Source organism: Lachnospiraceae bacterium JLR.KK008 (assembly GCA_037015955.1).
Classification (GTDB): Bacteria; Bacillota; Clostridia; order Lachnospirales; family Lachnospiraceae; genus VSOB01.
Genome location: CP143548.1, coordinates 1,189,825 through 1,207,197, shown reverse-complemented (window position 1 = coordinate 1,207,197; position 17,373 = coordinate 1,189,825). Strand labels below are relative to the sequence as shown.

General features: G+C 47.4%; 15 protein-coding genes and 2 pseudogenes. 5 read left to right on the top strand and 12 right to left on the bottom strand.

All coding sequences use genetic code 11. From position 1 onward, the window contains the following. Positions 1–55: 55 nt before the first annotated feature. The 4 genes and pseudogenes from V1224_06015 to V1224_06000 all read right to left on the bottom strand — a co-directional run bounded on the left by V1224_06015 (position 56) and on the right by V1224_06000 (position 3,224). Positions 56–595: an RNA polymerase sigma factor gene (locus V1224_06015; protein ID WWR16984.1), complete on the bottom strand. Its 540-nt coding sequence runs from the start codon at positions 593–595 to the stop codon at positions 56–58. A gap of 819 nt (positions 596–1,414) precedes the next feature. Further along, positions 1,415–1,642, bottom strand: a pseudogene (locus tag V1224_06010) (recombinase family protein). A 470-nt stretch (positions 1,643–2,112) separates the two neighbouring features. Beyond that, positions 2,113–2,664 carry a flavodoxin family protein gene (locus tag V1224_06005; GenBank protein ID WWR16983.1) on the bottom strand — a complete coding sequence of 184 codons (552 nt, stop codon included), beginning with the start codon at positions 2,662–2,664 and terminating at the stop codon, positions 2,113–2,115. A gap of 14 nt (positions 2,665–2,678) precedes the next feature. Beyond that, the gene (locus tag V1224_06000) at positions 2,679–3,224 is read right to left on the bottom strand and encodes a flavodoxin family protein (protein ID WWR16982.1); all 546 of its coding nucleotides are present in this window, start codon (positions 3,222–3,224) and stop codon (positions 2,679–2,681) included. Between the two features lie 125 nt (positions 3,225–3,349). On the opposite strand from V1224_06000, the gene V1224_05995 reads away from it, so the two are divergent. From V1224_05995 to V1224_05975, 5 genes and pseudogenes are all read left to right on the top strand, one after another. Then, positions 3,350–3,682 carry a winged helix-turn-helix transcriptional regulator gene (locus V1224_05995; protein ID WWR16981.1) on the top strand — a complete coding sequence of 111 codons (333 nt, stop codon included), beginning with the start codon at positions 3,350–3,352 and terminating at the stop codon, positions 3,680–3,682. 228 nt (positions 3,683–3,910) lie between these two features. Continuing rightward, positions 3,911–4,231, top strand: coding sequence for a MarR family transcriptional regulator (locus tag V1224_05990; protein WWR17429.1), 321 nt, complete (start codon positions 3,911–3,913; stop codon positions 4,229–4,231). 94 nt (positions 4,232–4,325) lie between these two features. Next, positions 4,326–5,168 (top strand): MATE family efflux transporter, encoded by an 843-nt coding sequence (locus V1224_05985; protein ID WWR16980.1) that lies wholly within the window; start codon positions 4,326–4,328, stop codon positions 5,166–5,168. After that, positions 5,158–5,298, top strand: a complete 141-nt coding sequence (locus V1224_05980) for a hypothetical protein (protein ID WWR17428.1) — start codon at positions 5,158–5,160, stop codon at positions 5,296–5,298. The genes V1224_05985 and V1224_05980 overlap by 11 nt, the downstream gene beginning before the upstream one ends. A gap of 26 nt (positions 5,299–5,324) precedes the next feature. After that, a pseudogene (locus tag V1224_05975) lies at positions 5,325–5,836 on the top strand (tyrosine-type recombinase/integrase). Between the two features lie 263 nt (positions 5,837–6,099). On the opposite strand, the gene sigK reads toward V1224_05975, so the two are convergent. The 8 genes from sigK to gpr all read right to left on the bottom strand — a co-directional run bounded on the left by sigK (position 6,100) and on the right by gpr (position 17,217). Next, entirely contained in the window at positions 6,100–6,795 is a 696-nt protein-coding gene (gene sigK, locus V1224_05970) for an RNA polymerase sporulation sigma factor SigK (GenBank protein WWR16979.1), read from the bottom strand. 111 nt (positions 6,796–6,906) lie between these two features. Further along, positions 6,907–8,694: a methyl-accepting chemotaxis protein gene (locus tag V1224_05965; GenBank protein ID WWR16978.1), complete on the bottom strand. Its 1,788-nt coding sequence runs from the start codon at positions 8,692–8,694 to the stop codon at positions 6,907–6,909. 92 nt (positions 8,695–8,786) lie between these two features. Further along, positions 8,787–10,040, bottom strand: coding sequence for a radical SAM family heme chaperone HemW (gene hemW / locus V1224_05960; GenBank protein WWR16977.1), 1,254 nt, complete (start codon positions 10,038–10,040; stop codon positions 8,787–8,789). Further along, the gene (gene lepA, locus V1224_05955) at positions 10,030–11,844 is read right to left on the bottom strand and encodes a translation elongation factor 4 (protein ID WWR17427.1); all 1,815 of its coding nucleotides are present in this window, start codon (positions 11,842–11,844) and stop codon (positions 10,030–10,032) included. Before lepA ends, hemW begins: the two co-directional genes overlap by 11 nt. A gap of 48 nt (positions 11,845–11,892) precedes the next feature. Beyond that, on the bottom strand, positions 11,893–13,608 hold the full coding sequence (locus V1224_05950; protein WWR16976.1) for a DUF5722 domain-containing protein: 1,716 nt from the start codon (positions 13,606–13,608) through the stop codon (positions 11,893–11,895). Between the two features lie 15 nt (positions 13,609–13,623). Further along, positions 13,624–14,883 carry a BMP family ABC transporter substrate-binding protein gene (locus V1224_05945; GenBank protein ID WWR16975.1) on the bottom strand — a complete coding sequence of 420 codons (1,260 nt, stop codon included), beginning with the start codon at positions 14,881–14,883 and terminating at the stop codon, positions 13,624–13,626. A 121-nt stretch (positions 14,884–15,004) separates the two neighbouring features. Further along, the gene (locus V1224_05940) at positions 15,005–16,273 is read right to left on the bottom strand and encodes a stage II sporulation protein P (GenBank protein ID WWR16974.1); all 1,269 of its coding nucleotides are present in this window, start codon (positions 16,271–16,273) and stop codon (positions 15,005–15,007) included. Positions 16,274–16,308: 35 nt separating this feature from the next. Next, complete coding sequence (gpr, locus tag V1224_05935) at positions 16,309–17,217, bottom strand: GPR endopeptidase (GenBank protein ID WWR16973.1); 909 nt, start codon at positions 17,215–17,217, stop codon at positions 16,309–16,311. Between the last annotated feature and the right edge of the window lie 156 nt (positions 17,218–17,373).

The window sequence follows — 17,373 nt, the reverse complement described above, 5'->3', positions numbered from 1 at the left end:
TTCTCTGTCACTTATTTCAGGAGCAAGGGCTTGCTTTAAGATTTGATCCAATTTTTCATCTGTCATATCCTATCGCCTCCAATTTTTCCTTTAACTGCTTTTTAGCTTTCCGCATCCGGCTTTTGACAGTTCCTTCCGGTAGTCCAAGAATCTTGGATACCTCATTTATCTGCATATCTGCCGAATAATACAAATAGATTGGTATTCTGTACTTCTCCGGCAAAGTATTTACGAATCCTTGAATCATGTCTACCTCATTTTGCTTTAATACTATATGTTCCGGGGAAACTTCGTTATCATAATCAGTAAACCCATATCCCTCATCAGACATCTCGTCCATACTGTCAATCGGAACCAGCCTCATCCTGTTTGAATATTTTTTCTTCTTATTTTTCCAAAGATAGATTGAAGTGGATAAAGCGTAACTCTTTGTGTTCTGCATAGAGTCCAGTCTTTTCTTTTTCTCCAGCAACTTGAGCATCGTGTCCTGATACAGTTCGTCCCCATTTTCCGCATCTCCGGCTGTCATCCGGCAAAACCGCAGAATGTCTTTTCCAAACTTCTGGACAAACCGCTCGAATTCGTCATTATTCATAGCAGCCATTCTCCTTCTTCTTTCAAGTCGACTTGTAAAGATTTGCCCTTGCATGTATATATTGTCACGACACTGGAAAAAAGTTTTCATATTCTCAGAAAATGTTGGGAAAATCTTTGTTTTTCTCCCGCACAAGTACTTCCCTTGACAGTAGCCACTCCTTATATGCTCCATACTTTTCCAACTTCCGGCTCGTCAGTCGGCTCACTTCAGTCTCATATTTAAACGGTATATAATCGACGCATGAGTATCCACAGCGATGATCCATTATTCCCTGGGTACGGCGCGAGCTTTCCTGCTCCCTACGGCTGCCCGTGTTACCTTTCCGTACACGGCATCACCCACATACCGCTGATCTTTCCATAACGATTGAGACTAAAACTGCAGGAGGAATACACAGTGTACGAGGCAATCTCAACACATCATGACTCACAATCTCATAATAACTTGCAAGTCCCCTCTGCGTGGCATCGGAGAAAAAGTCGCTCCGCTCTGAACAACGAAAAAAGGAAGTACCTTGGTTTTCCACGATACTTCCCTTGATTGTCGGCCAGTAAACGGAACTACACTGGACAAGGGCATAAAATATAATGGCCTGACAGTATGCCCACCGTCAGATTTCCATTCAATTTGCGTCTTCTCGCTAGTGGCGCGAATAACGGTAATCATCAAATCCAACACCTGCTGCTTATCCTCGAAGCTGACATTCTCCCAATCATCCAGGTAGTTGGAAATCGTGTCAATCTGCTCTGGGGACACCGCCTCGACGGTCATCTTGGCAATCTCGCTCTCCATCTGGGCCAGCTCCATCTGCTTTGCCACCAGCTTCTTGGTGTGGATGCCGTCAATGATGATTGGCTCCGTCCGAAATCTATAGGGGGCGTATCCACCCATTTTGAAGCCGCGCTGACACCGGACATACCATGCGTCCTGCACCCGCTTCTGGATGGTTTCTCTCTCCAGCTGCGCGAACACAATGCAGATGTTCAGCATCGCCCGGCCCATTGGGGTGGACGTGTCAAACTTTTCCGTAGGGGAAACAAACTCCCTAACAAAATTCGACAATATCCCTCCTATTAAAAGTTCCTTGCAATTTCTATCCTGCCTTTGGCTTGCTTACCATAATGATATGGTCTACAAGCGCCATCTTGATATTCATCATACAAACTGGCAATCCAAAAAAAGTTTTACCCATTATATCATCTCGAATATACACATTATTATTAATCGATTGGAGTCTATCACTTACCTTTTTTCATATTCCTTTATCATATTATAATAATTTTTCCCAAGGCTTTTTTCATAATTCGGATAATGTCCCTTGTTTACTAACTACTCTATATTATTAGATTTTGTCCTTAATGCTATTGTCAAAAACAAAATTTCAAATGTCATAATACTGCTATCTTTTATTTTTTCGCTACCTGTATCTCTTGATGGTAATCTCCATCTTGTTGTTCTCCTGCTTGTACGACGACTTTTTTCTTTTGCCGTCGTGTGGCAGATTCAGAGTTTATTTAATCTATGGATCTGCCTAATTCATAAGCGGCAGATACTTCGGGTTTCCCCTCAATATCTCCTATGTCTCCGTTTCCACCGGCGAGAACATGACCGAGATTATTCCACTTCAAATGCCCCATCAAGTGATTGTAGTAAAGAAGAACATCTTCAAAGTCATGACCTTCCGCCGCCATTAGCAGAGCAGACGCCCTTCCATGCCCGCGCAGGAGATTTCCGTCCCCTTCTTCCAACGCAAACAGGCGGTCAACAGTAGTCCTGATTTGCCCGCTCATATTCCAGTAGTAGAGCGGGCTGGCCAGTACGATCACATCGCACTCCCGTACCGCTGGATAAATTTTGTCCATATCGTCCCTTTGGACACAAGGACAATCCCTGCCGCTGTGTCCACCAAAACAGCCTTTGCAGCCGTGGATGTTCATGCTGTCCAGAAAAAATTCTGTTACGTTATGACCGACGCTCTCCGCCCCTTGGATAAACGCCTTGACCAATGCGGAAGTATTGCCTTTTTTCCGAGGACTGCCGTTAAGAATGACAATTTTTTTTGGCATGGTATTCTTCCTCCTTAAATTTTTTCCACCAGGGCTGCCGCTTGTATACAGCCATCTGTCTTTTCAATATCACCAACATTCAGAACGCCAGGAACAAGAACCTCTCCTATCATCTTCCATTTCATTAGTGCGGCAGAGCGTTCCATCGGAACGCGAACCCCATCAAAAACAGACATATCCTGTTCTTCACAGCAGGCAATAACCGCACACTCTTTCCCAGCAATATCCTTCCCGCCTAACACAAAGGAGAACAGGCGGTCAATAACCCCTTTGATTTGTGCAGGGATGGAATACCAATATACAGGCATGGAAAAGACCACCGCGTCAGCCTCCAAGATAGCTGGAGCAATCGTGTTGAAGTCGTCGTCTAAGGAACAGGCTTTTCCGGTCTTGAAACACGTTTCACAAGCCCGGCAGCCGCCAACACTTTTCAGGGCGGCATCAAAGCGAGTGACAGTATGACCCTTGGCCTCTGCCGCTTGAATAAATGCCTCTGTCATGGCAAAGCTGTTGCCTTTCTTTCGAGGGCTTCCGGTAATAACAACAATTTTCTTGCTCATGTAAAGTACCTCCCAATTTTGCGGACTTGACTTTGCCCGCTCCTGATAGTATGATTGTAGCAAGAATTGAAGTAAAATCAAGTACGCACATATAGGTGAGATACTTACCTGAAGGAAAGCATACAATGAACGAACGATGTATTTCGCAAGAGTGCCTTAATGATACAGGTTTCAGCTATACTTTGTCTTTAATCAATGGTAAATACAAAATGACAATCCTCTATACCCTGATGGAATTCAAGGTTGTGCGTTTCAATGAAATGAAAAAATATATTGGGGAGATTTCCTATAAAACATTAAGTTCCACACTGAAAGAATTGGAAGCTGACAAACTGGTACACAGGGAGGAATATCCTCAAATTCCGCCTAAAGTTGAGTACAGCTTAACGGAGCGTGGAAAATCCTTGATGCCTATCTTGGATGGAATGTGCGAATGGGGAGAGCATAATCGAATTTGAATGACAGGATATAATGCAAAAAATGCAGCGGAGATCGCCATAGTCTCCGCTGCATTTTTGATGTTCAAGATCTATATGTTATCATGGATAAAGCGTGGTATTTTCAGCAGTTCAGCTTAACTTTTGTGGTATTGTCCATATCAGTGAACACTAGAATCAGGAAAGTGACATGATGGACGAAAAAAAGCTGATGGAAAAATATGACAAGTTAAACAGGAGAATGCTGAGATACTTTTCCGGTTTTTTACGGGTACATCAATAACCAGTATTCAAGGTCTAATCCTGCGCTATATTATTGTCGAATCAGAAGGGAAAGATATATTCCCGAAAGACATAGAAGAATTCTTAGAGATTAAAGGTTCTTCTGTCACAAGCCTTATCGGCAATCTGGAACGTAATGGCTATTTGCGCCGTGAAAGTTTAGACAGCGACAGACGTTATAAAAAACTTGTCCTGACGGAACAGACGCTTGCGATAAAGGACGATATTACAAACCGCATCAATGAGTATATGCACAGTATGTTTGTGGGTATCTCCGAAGAAGATTAAAAGTCTTTGAAAAAGTTATTCTGCAAATGACGGAGAATACGAAATAGATATTTTTTTACCCATATACTTAGAATTCTAATCAAAGGAGGACACGATGATAAATCACACACAGACGACAGCCAATCCGCCTGGCTATGAAAAAATCGGAAAATTGCTTACAAGCTATGCCATTCCCAGTATCATAGCACTGATTATCAATTCCCTTTACAACATGGTAGACCAGATTTTTATCGGTCAGGGCGTGGGATTTTTGGGGAACGGAGCCACAGACATTATCGCCCTAATCGCAACGATCACGATTGCCATTGCTACACTGTTCGGCGACGGTCTTGCTGCCTTTTTCAGCCTTAGCCTTGGGAAATGTGAGGGTGAAAAAGCAGCAAAAGGTTTAGGGACTTCGATTATGTTCGGGAGTGTTTTCGGCATTATCTGGACTGTTATTGCCTTTGCTTTTTTGAAACCGCTATGTCTGATATTCGGGGCAACGGAAAATATACTGCCCTATGCGCTTGATTATGGGCGCATTATTGTCATTGGGTTTACCTTTCAAATTGTTGGAAACACCATTAACAGCGCAATCCGAACAGATGGAAGCCCACGTTATGCCATGCTTTCCATGATGATTGGGGCAGTCCTCAATATTATTCTTGACCCGATTTTCATATTTGCATTTCACTGGGGTGTTAAGGGTGCCGCGATTGCAACCATTTTAAGCCAGTTATTTGGGCTTTTGTTTAATATCGCTTATCTGTTCCAAATGAAAACAATCAAACTTTCCAGACAGTCTTTTAATTTGGATATTCGGACTGCGGGAAGAATTGCAAGCCTTGGATTTGCAAGCGGAGCAAATAACCTGACTTCGACAGTGGTAGCATTTGTATCAAACAACCTGATGACAAAGTACGGCGCACTCTCCCCGGAAACGAATTGCAGATAAAGACGCCCGGAGGAAAATCTATTATTCACACTATACAGACCGTCCGTTGGGCATACCGCAGAATTACGATTTATGCCTTAATAGCGGCGCATTGGGTGAAGAAGTATACAACGGGATATTTTGCCTATGAATATGAACATATAAATCATTTAATATGACATATCTCATAGAGATAAGGGAAAAGAGATACAGAAAGACCTTGACGATGGGACAGACACAATCGGAAAGAAAATAGCCGTCTGCAAGCAGAACAGCCACCGGGGGGGATGTAAGGCATAACACCACAAAGGGGCGCGAACGGCTGATGAAGCTGTTGCAACCGGATAAACTTGGTTCCTGCCCCATTGACAGTGTGAAGCTGTACGACGCGAAAGAATGGGCATTGCGCATGAAAGAAAAGGGAATATCCTACAAAACCATAAGCAATGATACGCGTTCTTTGAAAGCTGTTTTCTACACAGCGGAACAGGAAGAAAGCCTTCCCCAAAGTAATGACACCCCACACCCTGCGTCATACGTTTTGCACCAACTTAGCCAATGCTGGAATGAACCCGAAAGCGTTACAGTATATCATGGGATATTCCAGCATCACCATGACGCTGAACTATTGCACACACGCAACTTTTGCTTCCGCAAGGGCTGAAATGAAACGGCTAATTGTGACATAACCGCAGACAGAATTTACTACATATTTACTACCATTGAGAGAAAGAATCCACGGGATTATAAAGGTATATATAAACTCCTCCCCATATCAAAAATGCCGGAAAATCCCATAAATACAAGCTATTCCGACATATAAGAATTTCTAAAGAGATAATCTGAATTTACAAATAATTTTATATTAAAAACAGAGATACTACACTTAGCCGCTCTGCGGTTTGCAATATCCCTGTCTATTCATTATGTTCACTGTATCATGTTTTTCTGTCTACGCCATGCTCTCCATTCCCTGCCTGAGCTTTTCCAGCGCACGCTTTTCGATTCTGCTCACATAACTCCTCGATATCCCGAGCATCGTACCGATTTCTCTCTGTGTTACTTCATCGCTGTGTCCGATCAGGACAGGAAACACATTCCTGCCGTCCGTCTCTTTCCCCTCGGGGATAAGAATGCCGTAACGCATACAGATGATCTCACGCTCCCGCTGATCCAGTCTCGTTCGCAGCAGTTCTCCCAGTTTTTTTACGCCTCGCTCCAGCTCCATCTGTTCCAGAATATCTGTCTGTTCGTTTTCTATAATATCCAAGAGGCTGATCTCATTGCCCTCTTTGTCCGTTCCGATAGGTTCATACAGGGAAACCTCTTTTGATCTCTTTTTCCTCCCCCTGATCATCATCAGCAGTTCATTTTCAATACATTTACTGGCGTAGCTGGAAAGGCGTATCTTCTTCTCAGCATCAAACGTATTGACTGCCTTGATCAGCCCTATGGTCCCTATGGAAATCAGATCTTCCATATCTTCATCCAGATTTTGATATTTTTTGGCAATGTGAGCCACAAGCCGCAGATTCCTCTCGATCAAAAGCTGTCTCGCGGCTCTGGCGCTCTCACTGCCCTCCTCCTGCATATCTTTGATACAGCAGGCTTCTTCCTCTGCGGATAAAGGTTGCTGAAAGGTTTTCAAAAGGAGCCCCCATAGTCAGTTTACTATCATTCTATGAAGTGTACTTTCCTAAAGTGCCTTTCCACCCATCCGGCAGGTTGTATTCATTACACCGCGCTCATCAACTCATCCTCAAAACGGTTTCTTATCGCTGTTGTACTTCTCATAATTTTCTGTGGCAACCCTGATAAACTCCGGATCGTCCTCTTTCTCCGGCGGGATATACGGCTGACCCTGCTTTCTCTGACGCAGGCTGAACTGACTCATGGAACTCTTCAGACTCTCGGCATTTTTGTCGATCTCCTCGCTCATCGCAGAGGTCTCCTCACTTGCTGCCGCATTGGAAGAAACACTGTCAGAAATTTCAGCAATGCTTTTCTCAATCTCTTCCATATATTTCTGCTGTTCCTCACCCGAATCAGAGATTGTCTTTGTCACACCGATGATCTTCTCCACGCTCTCCACGATAGTCTGAAATACGCCAAAGGTATCATTGGAAATCTCGTTACCTCTTTTTGTCTTTTCTAACGTATCATTGATCAGATTCTTACTCTCTGTCGCCGCTTTGGCACTCTTCTCCGCCAGCTCTCTCACGCTGTCCGCCACTACGGCAAAGCCTTTTCCGGCCTCTCCGGCTCTGGCCGCCTCAATAGACGCATTCAATGCCAGCAGATTCGTCTGACTTGCAATTTCCTCTATGTTCGCGATAACATTCGACACTTTCGCAGAGGAAGTGCTGATGTCACTCATCGCCGATAACAATTCCTCCATTTTGCTCATATTTTCATTGACTTCACGGCGGATCTCATCCGAGAATTCATAGGCTCCCCTGGCCTGTCTGGAACTGTTCTGAATCAGCTCGCTTGTTTTGCTGACGTTTTCGTGAAATTCCTCAACCGTATGCGCCTGCATTGTACAGCTCTCCGCCAGGGACTGGTTCGCGGTCGCTATAGATCTTGCGTCATCTCTGACCGTATCTGCGATCCTGGTGATCTCCGCAAACATCAGATCGTTATTCTGTACCATACGGTATAAGTTCCTGCCCAGGCTGTCCTCGCTGGAACGGATGTTGACAAAGGCCGTCATATCACCGTCCGCCACTTTCTTTACGACCCGCACATTGTCCCGAATACTCTCCGCCATTTTCAGGAAGGAATCCATCATCCGCTTTACTTCTGCCAGATCGACCTGTCGTAATTGCTCGACATCCATATCCAGGTCATCCGCTCCTTCTGAAAGCTTTTCCGCCCACTCTGCGATAGCGTTGATCGTATCTGCAATCTGCCGCGACATCACCTTACTCGTCCTGATCGCCAGATAAATAATGAAAAATGCCGAGAGAACGCCGACAGCAATGCCGATTATAATGACAATCCTCACCAGACCGACAGACCCGGCCACTACATTTCCGTAAACCGTAGAAAGCTGAAACAGCGCTTCTCTGAGTTTTGCCTGTGTGGGAATAACTTCATTTTCCAACAATTCCTTGGCACCCTCCGGATCAGTCCCGTACTGCTCCAGAACTTTGTTGGCTTTTGCAAAGACTTCCTGATAGATCGCCTCAGCCTCTTTCACTGCGCTGCCTGCGTTTCCGGACGCATCTTTCGTGTCATAATAAAACTTCTGAAACTTTGTATTTTCCAGATCCGTATTGCTTTCGAAGGGCGTGCCATTATGAACACTGTTCTCCAACTCCAGAATCCATTGGTTCGTCTCCACGATCAGCTCGAATACCTTCTGCTGCTCCCTGGAATCCCGTCCTACGCTCTCCGAACAGATCAAAATAACGATCATACAAATAATCAAAAACGTTGTCAAGACTCCGCCGCCGACGGACATGGAAATAATCCCTTCCGTCAGCCGTTGCTGAATTGTCGCCAACCCATGAGTCTTGTTGTTTTCCTTTTTCTGTCCCGACATTTAACCTTCCTCCCCAAGTGTTACGTTACAAAAATTACCATTTATATTCTGATTATATATATTCTTGAAGAAAAAAGCAATAATTACTATTATTATTTTTCTTCCTTCCTCTCATAAGACAGCAAAAAATCCGCCATTACATAATTGCTCACATCAATTCCGGCATCCGTCAGACAGATTCTTCCTTTTTCTTTCGTCAAAAGTCCCTGCTGCCTGTGTCTGCGGATCACCGCCCCATAGATCTCCTCCATGGAATATCCAAATTTCCGCAAAAAATCTGCTTCTGACACGCCCCGCATCATCCGCAGACCAAGAAACATCGTCTCCTCCATCTGCTCCGCCGCAGACAGTATGTATCTTTCTCTTTTCTTTTCTCCCGCACACGCATTCAGGTATTCGCCAAGCTCTCCGATATTCTGCCAGCGGACATTATCCACCAGCGAAGATGCGCCCAGACCCAGACCGACATAGTCTCCCCGTGTCCAATAAGTACAGTTATGCCGGCATTCCCGGCCCGGTTTTGCATAATTGGATATTTCATACCGTGAGTATCCGTCCTGCCCGAGCAGCCGCTTTGTCTCCTCATACATGGCGCGGTCCGTCTCTTCATCCGGCAGAGCATCACTGCCACCCTTATACTTTCCCTGTCCGTTCGCTTCTTCCGCGCCCTCTCCGTACTTTTCATAAAAGGGAGTCCCCTCTTCAATGATCAAACTGTAAGCGGAGACATGTTCCGGCTGCAGTTCCACAACCTTTCTCACTGTCTCTCTGTAAGAGTCCAGTGTCTGTCCGGGCAGGGCGCTCATCAGATCCACGTTGATGTTGGAAAAGCCCGCTGCCCGGCAAAGCCGGTAGCTTTCCAGAAATGCTTCCCACGTATGAATGCGGCCCAGTCTGTGCAGCTCTTCGTTGTCTGCAGACTGCAGTCCCAGACTGACGCGGTTAATCCCTGCCGCCTGATAAGCGGACAGCTTTTCCTCCGTCACTGTCCCCGGATTCATCTCCATCGTGATTTCCGCGCCCGCCGCCAGACGATAATGTGCCCGCAGGCAGGATAAGACCGTCTGAATCTGCTGCCCGGAGAGGACGGACGGCGTTCCGCCGCCGATAAATACAGTCGCCACACTGCAGCGTCCATAATGCACCGCTTCCGCACGGATCTCTTCACAGAGCGCCTTCACATAGCGATCTCTCACTGCTTCCTCCGCCGGCGCCGACAGAAAGTCACAGTACAGACATTTTTGCAGGCAGAACGGAATATGAATGTATACACCCAGTGTATGCAGATGCTCTGTGTCCCGCTCCATTTTTCTGTCCGCTTTCCCTTCCCATTTTTTATTTATCATCCAGCTTCAACACACTCATAAAGGCTTTCTGCGGAATTTCCACACTACCGATCTGGCGCATCCGTTTCTTGCCCTCTTTCTGCTTTTCCAATAATTTCTTTTTGCGGGTAATGTCGCCGCCATAGCATTTTGCCAGCACATCTTTGCGCATTGCCCTGACTGTCTCTCTGGCGATGATCTTGCCGCCTACCGCCGCCTGGATCGGTATTTCAAACAGATGCCGCGGAATCTCCTCCTTTAACTTTTCACACATCTTCCGCCCTCGCTCATAAGCGCTCGCACTGTGTACGATAAAGGAAAGCGCGTCAACCTCTTCCTTATTGATGAGAATATCCAGCTTCACCATCTCCGAGCGCTCATAGTCCTTCAGTTCATAGTCAAACGAAGCATACCCCCGCGACCGCGATTTCAGTGCATCAAAAAAGTCATAGATGATCTCATTGAGCGGAAGCTCATATTTTAGCAGCGCACGCGTTTCTTCCATATATTCCATGCTGATATAACGTCCCCGTCTCTCCTGACACAATTCCATGATCGAGCCCACAAAATCTTTCGTCACCATAATCTCCGCGCTGACCATTGGTTCCTCCATATAATCAATCTCTGTCGGGTCCGGCAGATTGGAAGGATTGGTCAGTTCGATCACTTCTCCGTCCGTCTTATGCACCTTATAGATCACGCTCGGTGCCGTCGTCACAAGATCGAGATTGTACTCCCGTTCCAATCTTTCCTGAATGATCTCCAGATGAAGAAGTCCCAGAAAGCCGCAGCGAAACCCAAAGCCGAGTGCTATCGAGGTCTCCGGCTCATAGCGCAGCGAAGCGTCGTTTAACTGCAGCTTTTCCAGCGCATCCCGCAGGTCGGGATACTTCGCCCCGTCAGCCGGATACATGCCGCAGTACACCATGGGTGTGACCTCTTTATATCCCGGCAGCGGCTCTGCGCACGGATTATCCGCATCCGTCACCGTATCGCCCACCATCGTATCTTTTACATTTTTAATAGAAGCTGTGATATATCCCACCATCCCGGCCGAAAGTTCAACACAGGGAATGAACTGTCCGGCGCCGAAATAACCGACTTCCACGACTTCTGCCTGCGCACCTGTAGCCATCATACGGATCGTTGTGCCTTTTTTTACCCTGCCGTCCATCAACCGGCAGAAAATGATCACTCCCTTGTAAGAATCATACAGCGAATCAAAAATCAGCGCCGATAACGGCTTGTCCGCATCGCCTGACGGCGCAGGAATTCTGGTCACGATCTGCTCCAGTACATCCTCGATACCAATGCCGTTTTTCGCAGATATGAGCGGCGCATCCTGCGCCTCCAGTCCGATCACGTCCTCAATCTCATCAATTACCCTCTGCGGCTCCGCACTCGGAAGATCGATCTTATTGATAACCGGAAATACGTCCAGATTGTGGTCCAGAGCCAGATAGACATTGGCCAGTGTCTGCGCCTCAATGCCCTGTGCCGCATCTACGACGAGTACCGCACCGTCACAGGCCGCCAGACTGCGGCTCACCTCGTAGTTGAAATCCACATGTCCGGGCGTGTCAATCAGATTAAGGATATATTCTTCTCCGTCGTGTGCCTTGTATACAATGCGCACCGCCTGCGATTTAATCGTAATGCCCCGCTCCCGCTCCAGCTCCATATTATCCAGAATCTGCGCCTGCATTTCCCGCTCCGTGAGCAGCCCTGTCTTTTCAATAATCCTGTCAGCCAAAGTAGATTTCCCATGATCGATATGCGCAATAATGCAAAAGTTCCTGATCTTGCTCTGGTCCGTGTATGTCATCTTCGTTCCCATCCTTCCATCTCTTTGAAATAATTTCGTATATATAGGCTACCGCGCCCAGGACAAAGCCTCCTCCAGACTGTCAGCCCCCAGAATGTTCAGCATGAAATCCAGATAGCGGTCCGCCTCGTCCGTATCAATATATTGAAACACGTCTCTGATATACTTACTCGTGTGGTCTCTCTCATAAATACCAAAAGCCAATCCCTGCCGCATCTCCTCCGGCGCGTCAGTCTGACGGTTCATCATAAAAGCCTCGATATATGGATTATCATCAATAATATAATAGCAGTATGCAAAGGCCGCCGCCTGCAGTTTCTCCCCGGAAGCAGACGTAAATCCGAGCTCTGTCACGGTAATGCTTCGCACATGTCCGGCTCTGTCCAGATATTCTTCCTGACTCATAAAATCTGTTGTCGTACTCAGATTCATCAGCGTCAGCAGCGGCGCATCCATCGTCTTATCATATTGTTCCGTCCAGTAGTTCACCCGCGTCAGAGGATCCGGATAGGGGTGAATCGCCAGTCCCCAGTCGTAATTTCCCTTCTGGCGGGCAATCTCATTGATCTGTGTGATCAATTCCATGCCGTTAAAATATTCCGTATTATCGTTGCCTTCCCTGTTCCATTCGTGATCCACACTGAAATAGACTTTCGCACCCGCATAATTGCTCCTGGCCGCCGTATAAAAAATCCGCAGGGCCTTCTCAAACTCAGCGGCATACAGCGCTATATCGTCCGTATCCATATAATTCCAGATCTTATGCTGATTGATTTCATTGGCGATGACCCAGCTTGAGACAAGGCCATGCTCCTTCCCCGAATAGCGCTCGGTCAGAAAAGAGGCGATCGCCTCCAGATGGAGACAGCCTTTTTCCTCCGCCGTATTGAACGCATAATAATAAGCGCCCGTCCCTTCCCGATATGCCAGTGGATGAATCAATTCCGGATATTGCTCGTCCCAGTCATTTAAGATAATGGCCGTAGCCAATATCTCATGGTCTTCAAGATACCCGAAAAGATAATCATAACTCGCTATGACGGCGCCGTCAAATTGATAGTCCTTCCCTTTATACGAATAAGTGATCGTCGGAAACACTTCATTGGTTGTCTCCCCGACAATCAGAGAAAGGGGAATATTATAGATCGCATGCTGCAAGTGCAGGTCCTCCAAAAGCGGAGTCTCTACCATCTGTGGGTCAAGCAGCAATCCTTTTTTGGAATTTGTCTGTGGATAGCTGTCCGCATTATCTGCGATCGTTTCCGGATTATTTATGTACATACCCGGAGACAGCGGCACATACTGCCCGTCCATACACAGTGTGGGAACAAATTGCTGAAATAACTGCTCTTCCTCATAAGGCCAGACAAATTGTGAATTTCTTGATTTCTCTGTGACAGCGACAGGGCCGGCGCCCGGCTGGCGGAGCGTCTCATAAGATTCATAAGGCTCCAGCGCAAACAGATACAGATAGACGTCATCACTCCCCGGAATATCCGGCAGTGTGAGAGTAAGTGAGAGCGTCTTTTTATCATCCTGAATGACACAGGCTTCAATCTGTCCATAAGATACCAGCTCACGTGCAGAAAGCGTTACATTTCCCTCTGTCAGTCTGCGTTCCCTCTCTTTCACTGCCTGCTGACCCGCATCGGCGCGTGAACTGACAAATGTGCTTCTCCCGCATCCACAGAAGAAAAAAAGAAAGACAAAAAACAGTCCGATAACCGCTATGGAAAATTGATGATGGGGTGTTTCTTCGCGCAAGGGACGAGCCTCCTGTTACTGATCGTGATAAATGACCGAAACCGTCGTCTCCGGACAGATGTCTATTTCATCAGACACCTGAATCTTTCCGGTCTTTAAGTCTGCAAGTATCCGTAGATAATCATCTGTCGACACATGTTCAAAACGCCATGCCTCCTCCGAGGAGGGGAGCTCGATGCATTTCTTTTCCGCGCCGTAGGCAATGGTCTGTCCGGCCAGTTCCTCCGGCCAGATGCCTGCGGACGCATAAAAGTCATCCAGTGCAGTAATGACCGAAGACCGGATTCCTTTTACGGCAGAAGTGAGAAAAAGCTCCGAGACGCTGCTCTGATCGACATCCGCTCCGATCAGCCTGCCGTCGCAGACCTGCGCGGAAGCAAGCACCGACTGATAGAGAACGCCACCGCAGGCAAAGATAATCTCTGTGCCCGACGTATACCACGCAAGCGCCGTTTCCTCGATCTGCTCATTCGGAAGAAAGGTATCCGCATACCAGTAATCGACAGAAACCTCATCGCCGATTCCCAGAGAGACCGCCGCATCATCGATCCCCTGTATATACCCGTATCCGTACCGGCACACGGAGGGGAACTGTCTGCCGCCGCCGATAAATCCCAGCCTGGTATAGCCTTCGAGAACCGCCATATACCCCGCCAGATAACCTGCCTCCTCCTCATCATAAGAGGTGCAGTGTACGTTCGGCGCGATGTCCATCATATGACCGGAACCGTCTTTGGGAACGCCGTCCAGCAGCAGAAAATAAATGTCGCTGTCCCTGTTTTGCAGACTGCCCACCGCCTGCTCAAAATAAGAGCCGGCACAGACAACGAGCTGCGCACCGTCCTCAATGGCCGAAAGCACTGCCTCCTCATAGCCCTCCAGAGAATCGGTTTCCGCACTGTAACAGGCATATGTCACTCCCGCGGACTGTGCATATGACTGTACGCCCTCAAAGGCCGCCTGATTGTATCCGTCGTCCATCGCCGGCCCTGTGCCGATCACAAGCGCCACCGGCCCGCCCGTTTTGCGGCGGTTCCGGTCATGATCTTCCCCGGAAATTTCCTCTGCCTCGCCCTGTACCGCCGTATCTGTACTGTCTGCGGCCTCTGTTTCCTCTTTCGTTTCCGGTTCTTCCGTTGTCTCTTCGCTCTCCCTCTCCATATCGTGCACACTGCCCTGTCCTGTTCCACAGCCTGTACACGTACAAAGAAACAGGAGCATCGCTCCCGTGACAAAAAGACATTTTTTTATAGTAACAATAAATGGAAGTCTCATCCGCTACTGTCCCTTCCTGAAAGTTCATATCGTTATGCCATCCGGCGGTATCATATCTTTGATATTATACCTTAATGTCTGCCGTAAGTCATCCTTTCTTTCCATATATTTCTTATTTTCTTTATTCCTGGCCCGAGAGCACAAGCGAGAGAATATGCGCCAGCGGATCACAGGCGTTCATGATCTCTTCCACCGTATTCGTCTGCGCGCCAAGTTCGATCAGCAGTGTCTTGCCCCGGTAGTGCATATTATACCGGTAGCCTTTCAGATAGATTTTTCTGGTGATGCCCGGGTAATACTCATTACTCACCATCTGCATCTGAAAAGAAAACGCAAGATTTTCATCAAGATTGGGATTTTGCAGGTATTCGATCTCGCCTGTCTTATTCGTTCTCGAAAGTCCGTTAAAGAACATAAATTTCGCCGTGGGCCGTCCGCAAATATCTGTTACCAGCTTCGTATCCGCTGGTACCTCGTCCCGGTGCAGATCAATAATAACCTCGATCCCCGGATTCTCAGCCAGCACCTGTTCGATCCCCGGCGCCGCATTGGAATACGCATAATCACGACTCTCGACATCATACTTTCCCATATGGTGGATCACGTTAAAGCCATATTGGTCGCGCAGGATCTGCGCCAGTTTCTCCCCTGCCCCCATGATCGTCGTCGTATCGTCCCCCGGTATGGAATCGACAAATCCTTCCTGAGAATGGGTATGGTAAATCAGTATCTGTGGACTGGAGGCATCCGTCTGCTGCAATGTCATATCTTTTGCCGTCAGCTTCTGCACATCAAGTTGATCCCGGCCGATATAGGTCGTGCTGTCTATCGCATAGAACTGCGAGACAAGTTTGTCAAAATCCTGCAGGGATGTCCTGTCTATGGAAAGCACTTTCTGCGCCGCTGGAAATTCTCCGGTTTGCAGCATCTCTTCCTCTGCTCCGTTGTTGATCTTTTCATTTTCCTCTTTCACTGCCTCAATCAGATCACTGTCCAGCTCCAGATCTTCCATGTCTTTTTCATGAGACTCTTGCCCTTCTATGATGCGTTCCACCGTACTCTGACTCTCCGGCTGCATCTGCGCCACACAGGTAAGCTCCATATATTCATACAGGGGAACCAGACCGGTAAAAAGATCGGCCAGATAAGGGGTATCTTTCTCCTTTTTGATTCCTTCTTCCACAAAAGAAAATACAGGAAGATACGCTAAATACGTCTTTTCCTGTACTTCTCCCAGCATCCCGCTCCTGAAATCAAGAGAGCCGCCGCGTCTTGCTCCCGGTCCCTGTCCAAACGCCAGAATGCACCCCAGAAGGAGAAGAAAGGCTATAAACAGATTCCTTTTTCTTCTCCTCCCGTCCGCTCTTATGCTTTTTTTCAAATCGATCATCCGCATAGGCAAATATATGCGGATGCGCTGTCATTTTATAACTCGAATGCAAGATTCAGCGCTTCCGATACGGTATAACTCAGCCGTTTGATGATCTCATCAATATTCTTGCCCGTAACATACATATTGTTCAGCTCCGACATTGTGCGGATACGGTCCGTGCGGAACACTTTCTCCTCGTCACCCATCTCTTTCTCCATCTTCTCCACGGCGTCGCTGACAATCGTCGCCGCATCCACGACCGTCGGCACGCCGATGGCAATGACCGGCACCCCGAGACTCTCCATCGTCAGCGCATTTCTGTGATTGCCCACCCCGGAGCCGGGCTGAATCCCCGTATCCGTGACCTGTATCGTCCGGTTCAGTCTTTTGGTGCTTCTCGCCGCCAGCGCATCGACAACGATAACCAGATCCGGCTGCGTCTGCTCCACGACACCTCTGACGACTTCCGCCGCCTCCATCCCGGTTGCCGCCATGACACCAGGAACAATGCCGCTCACCAGATTCATTTTTTCCTTATTATAGGCGGCTTTTCCGTACTCCCGCACGATATGCCTTGTAATAAATAAATTATCGACAACCCCCGGCCCCAGAGCATCTGCCGTCACATCCCGGTTTCCCAGTCCCACTACGAGGATTGACTGCTCCTCACCCGCCCGGGGAATGATACTCCTGATCTGCGATGCCAGTTCTTCCGAGATCTCCCGGTGATAATCGTCGTCCGCCTCCTGCATGGCAGGCGCTTCCAGCGTAATATAATTTCCCATAGGTTTGTTCATCGCTCTGGCGCCATTTTTGGAAGAAATCACTACTTTTGTAATATGCACCTGTATTTCTTCCCGGTCATATTCCTCTACGGTGACACCCCGAAGCTCTTCCTCCGCTTTTCCAATGCTCTCTCTTGCTTCCAACGCCAAATCTGTTCTAACCTGAAAACAACTCATCTGACAATCCCTGTTTCTTTCCCAGCTCACGCTGCACTTTCTCTATATTATTCACTTCTGAATATTACGGTTCAGACACCTTTCTCCTGAGTTATCTTTTACCAAAAAGACAAAAATATGTATTGACAAAAAACCGTATTTTACCTATAATGCAAA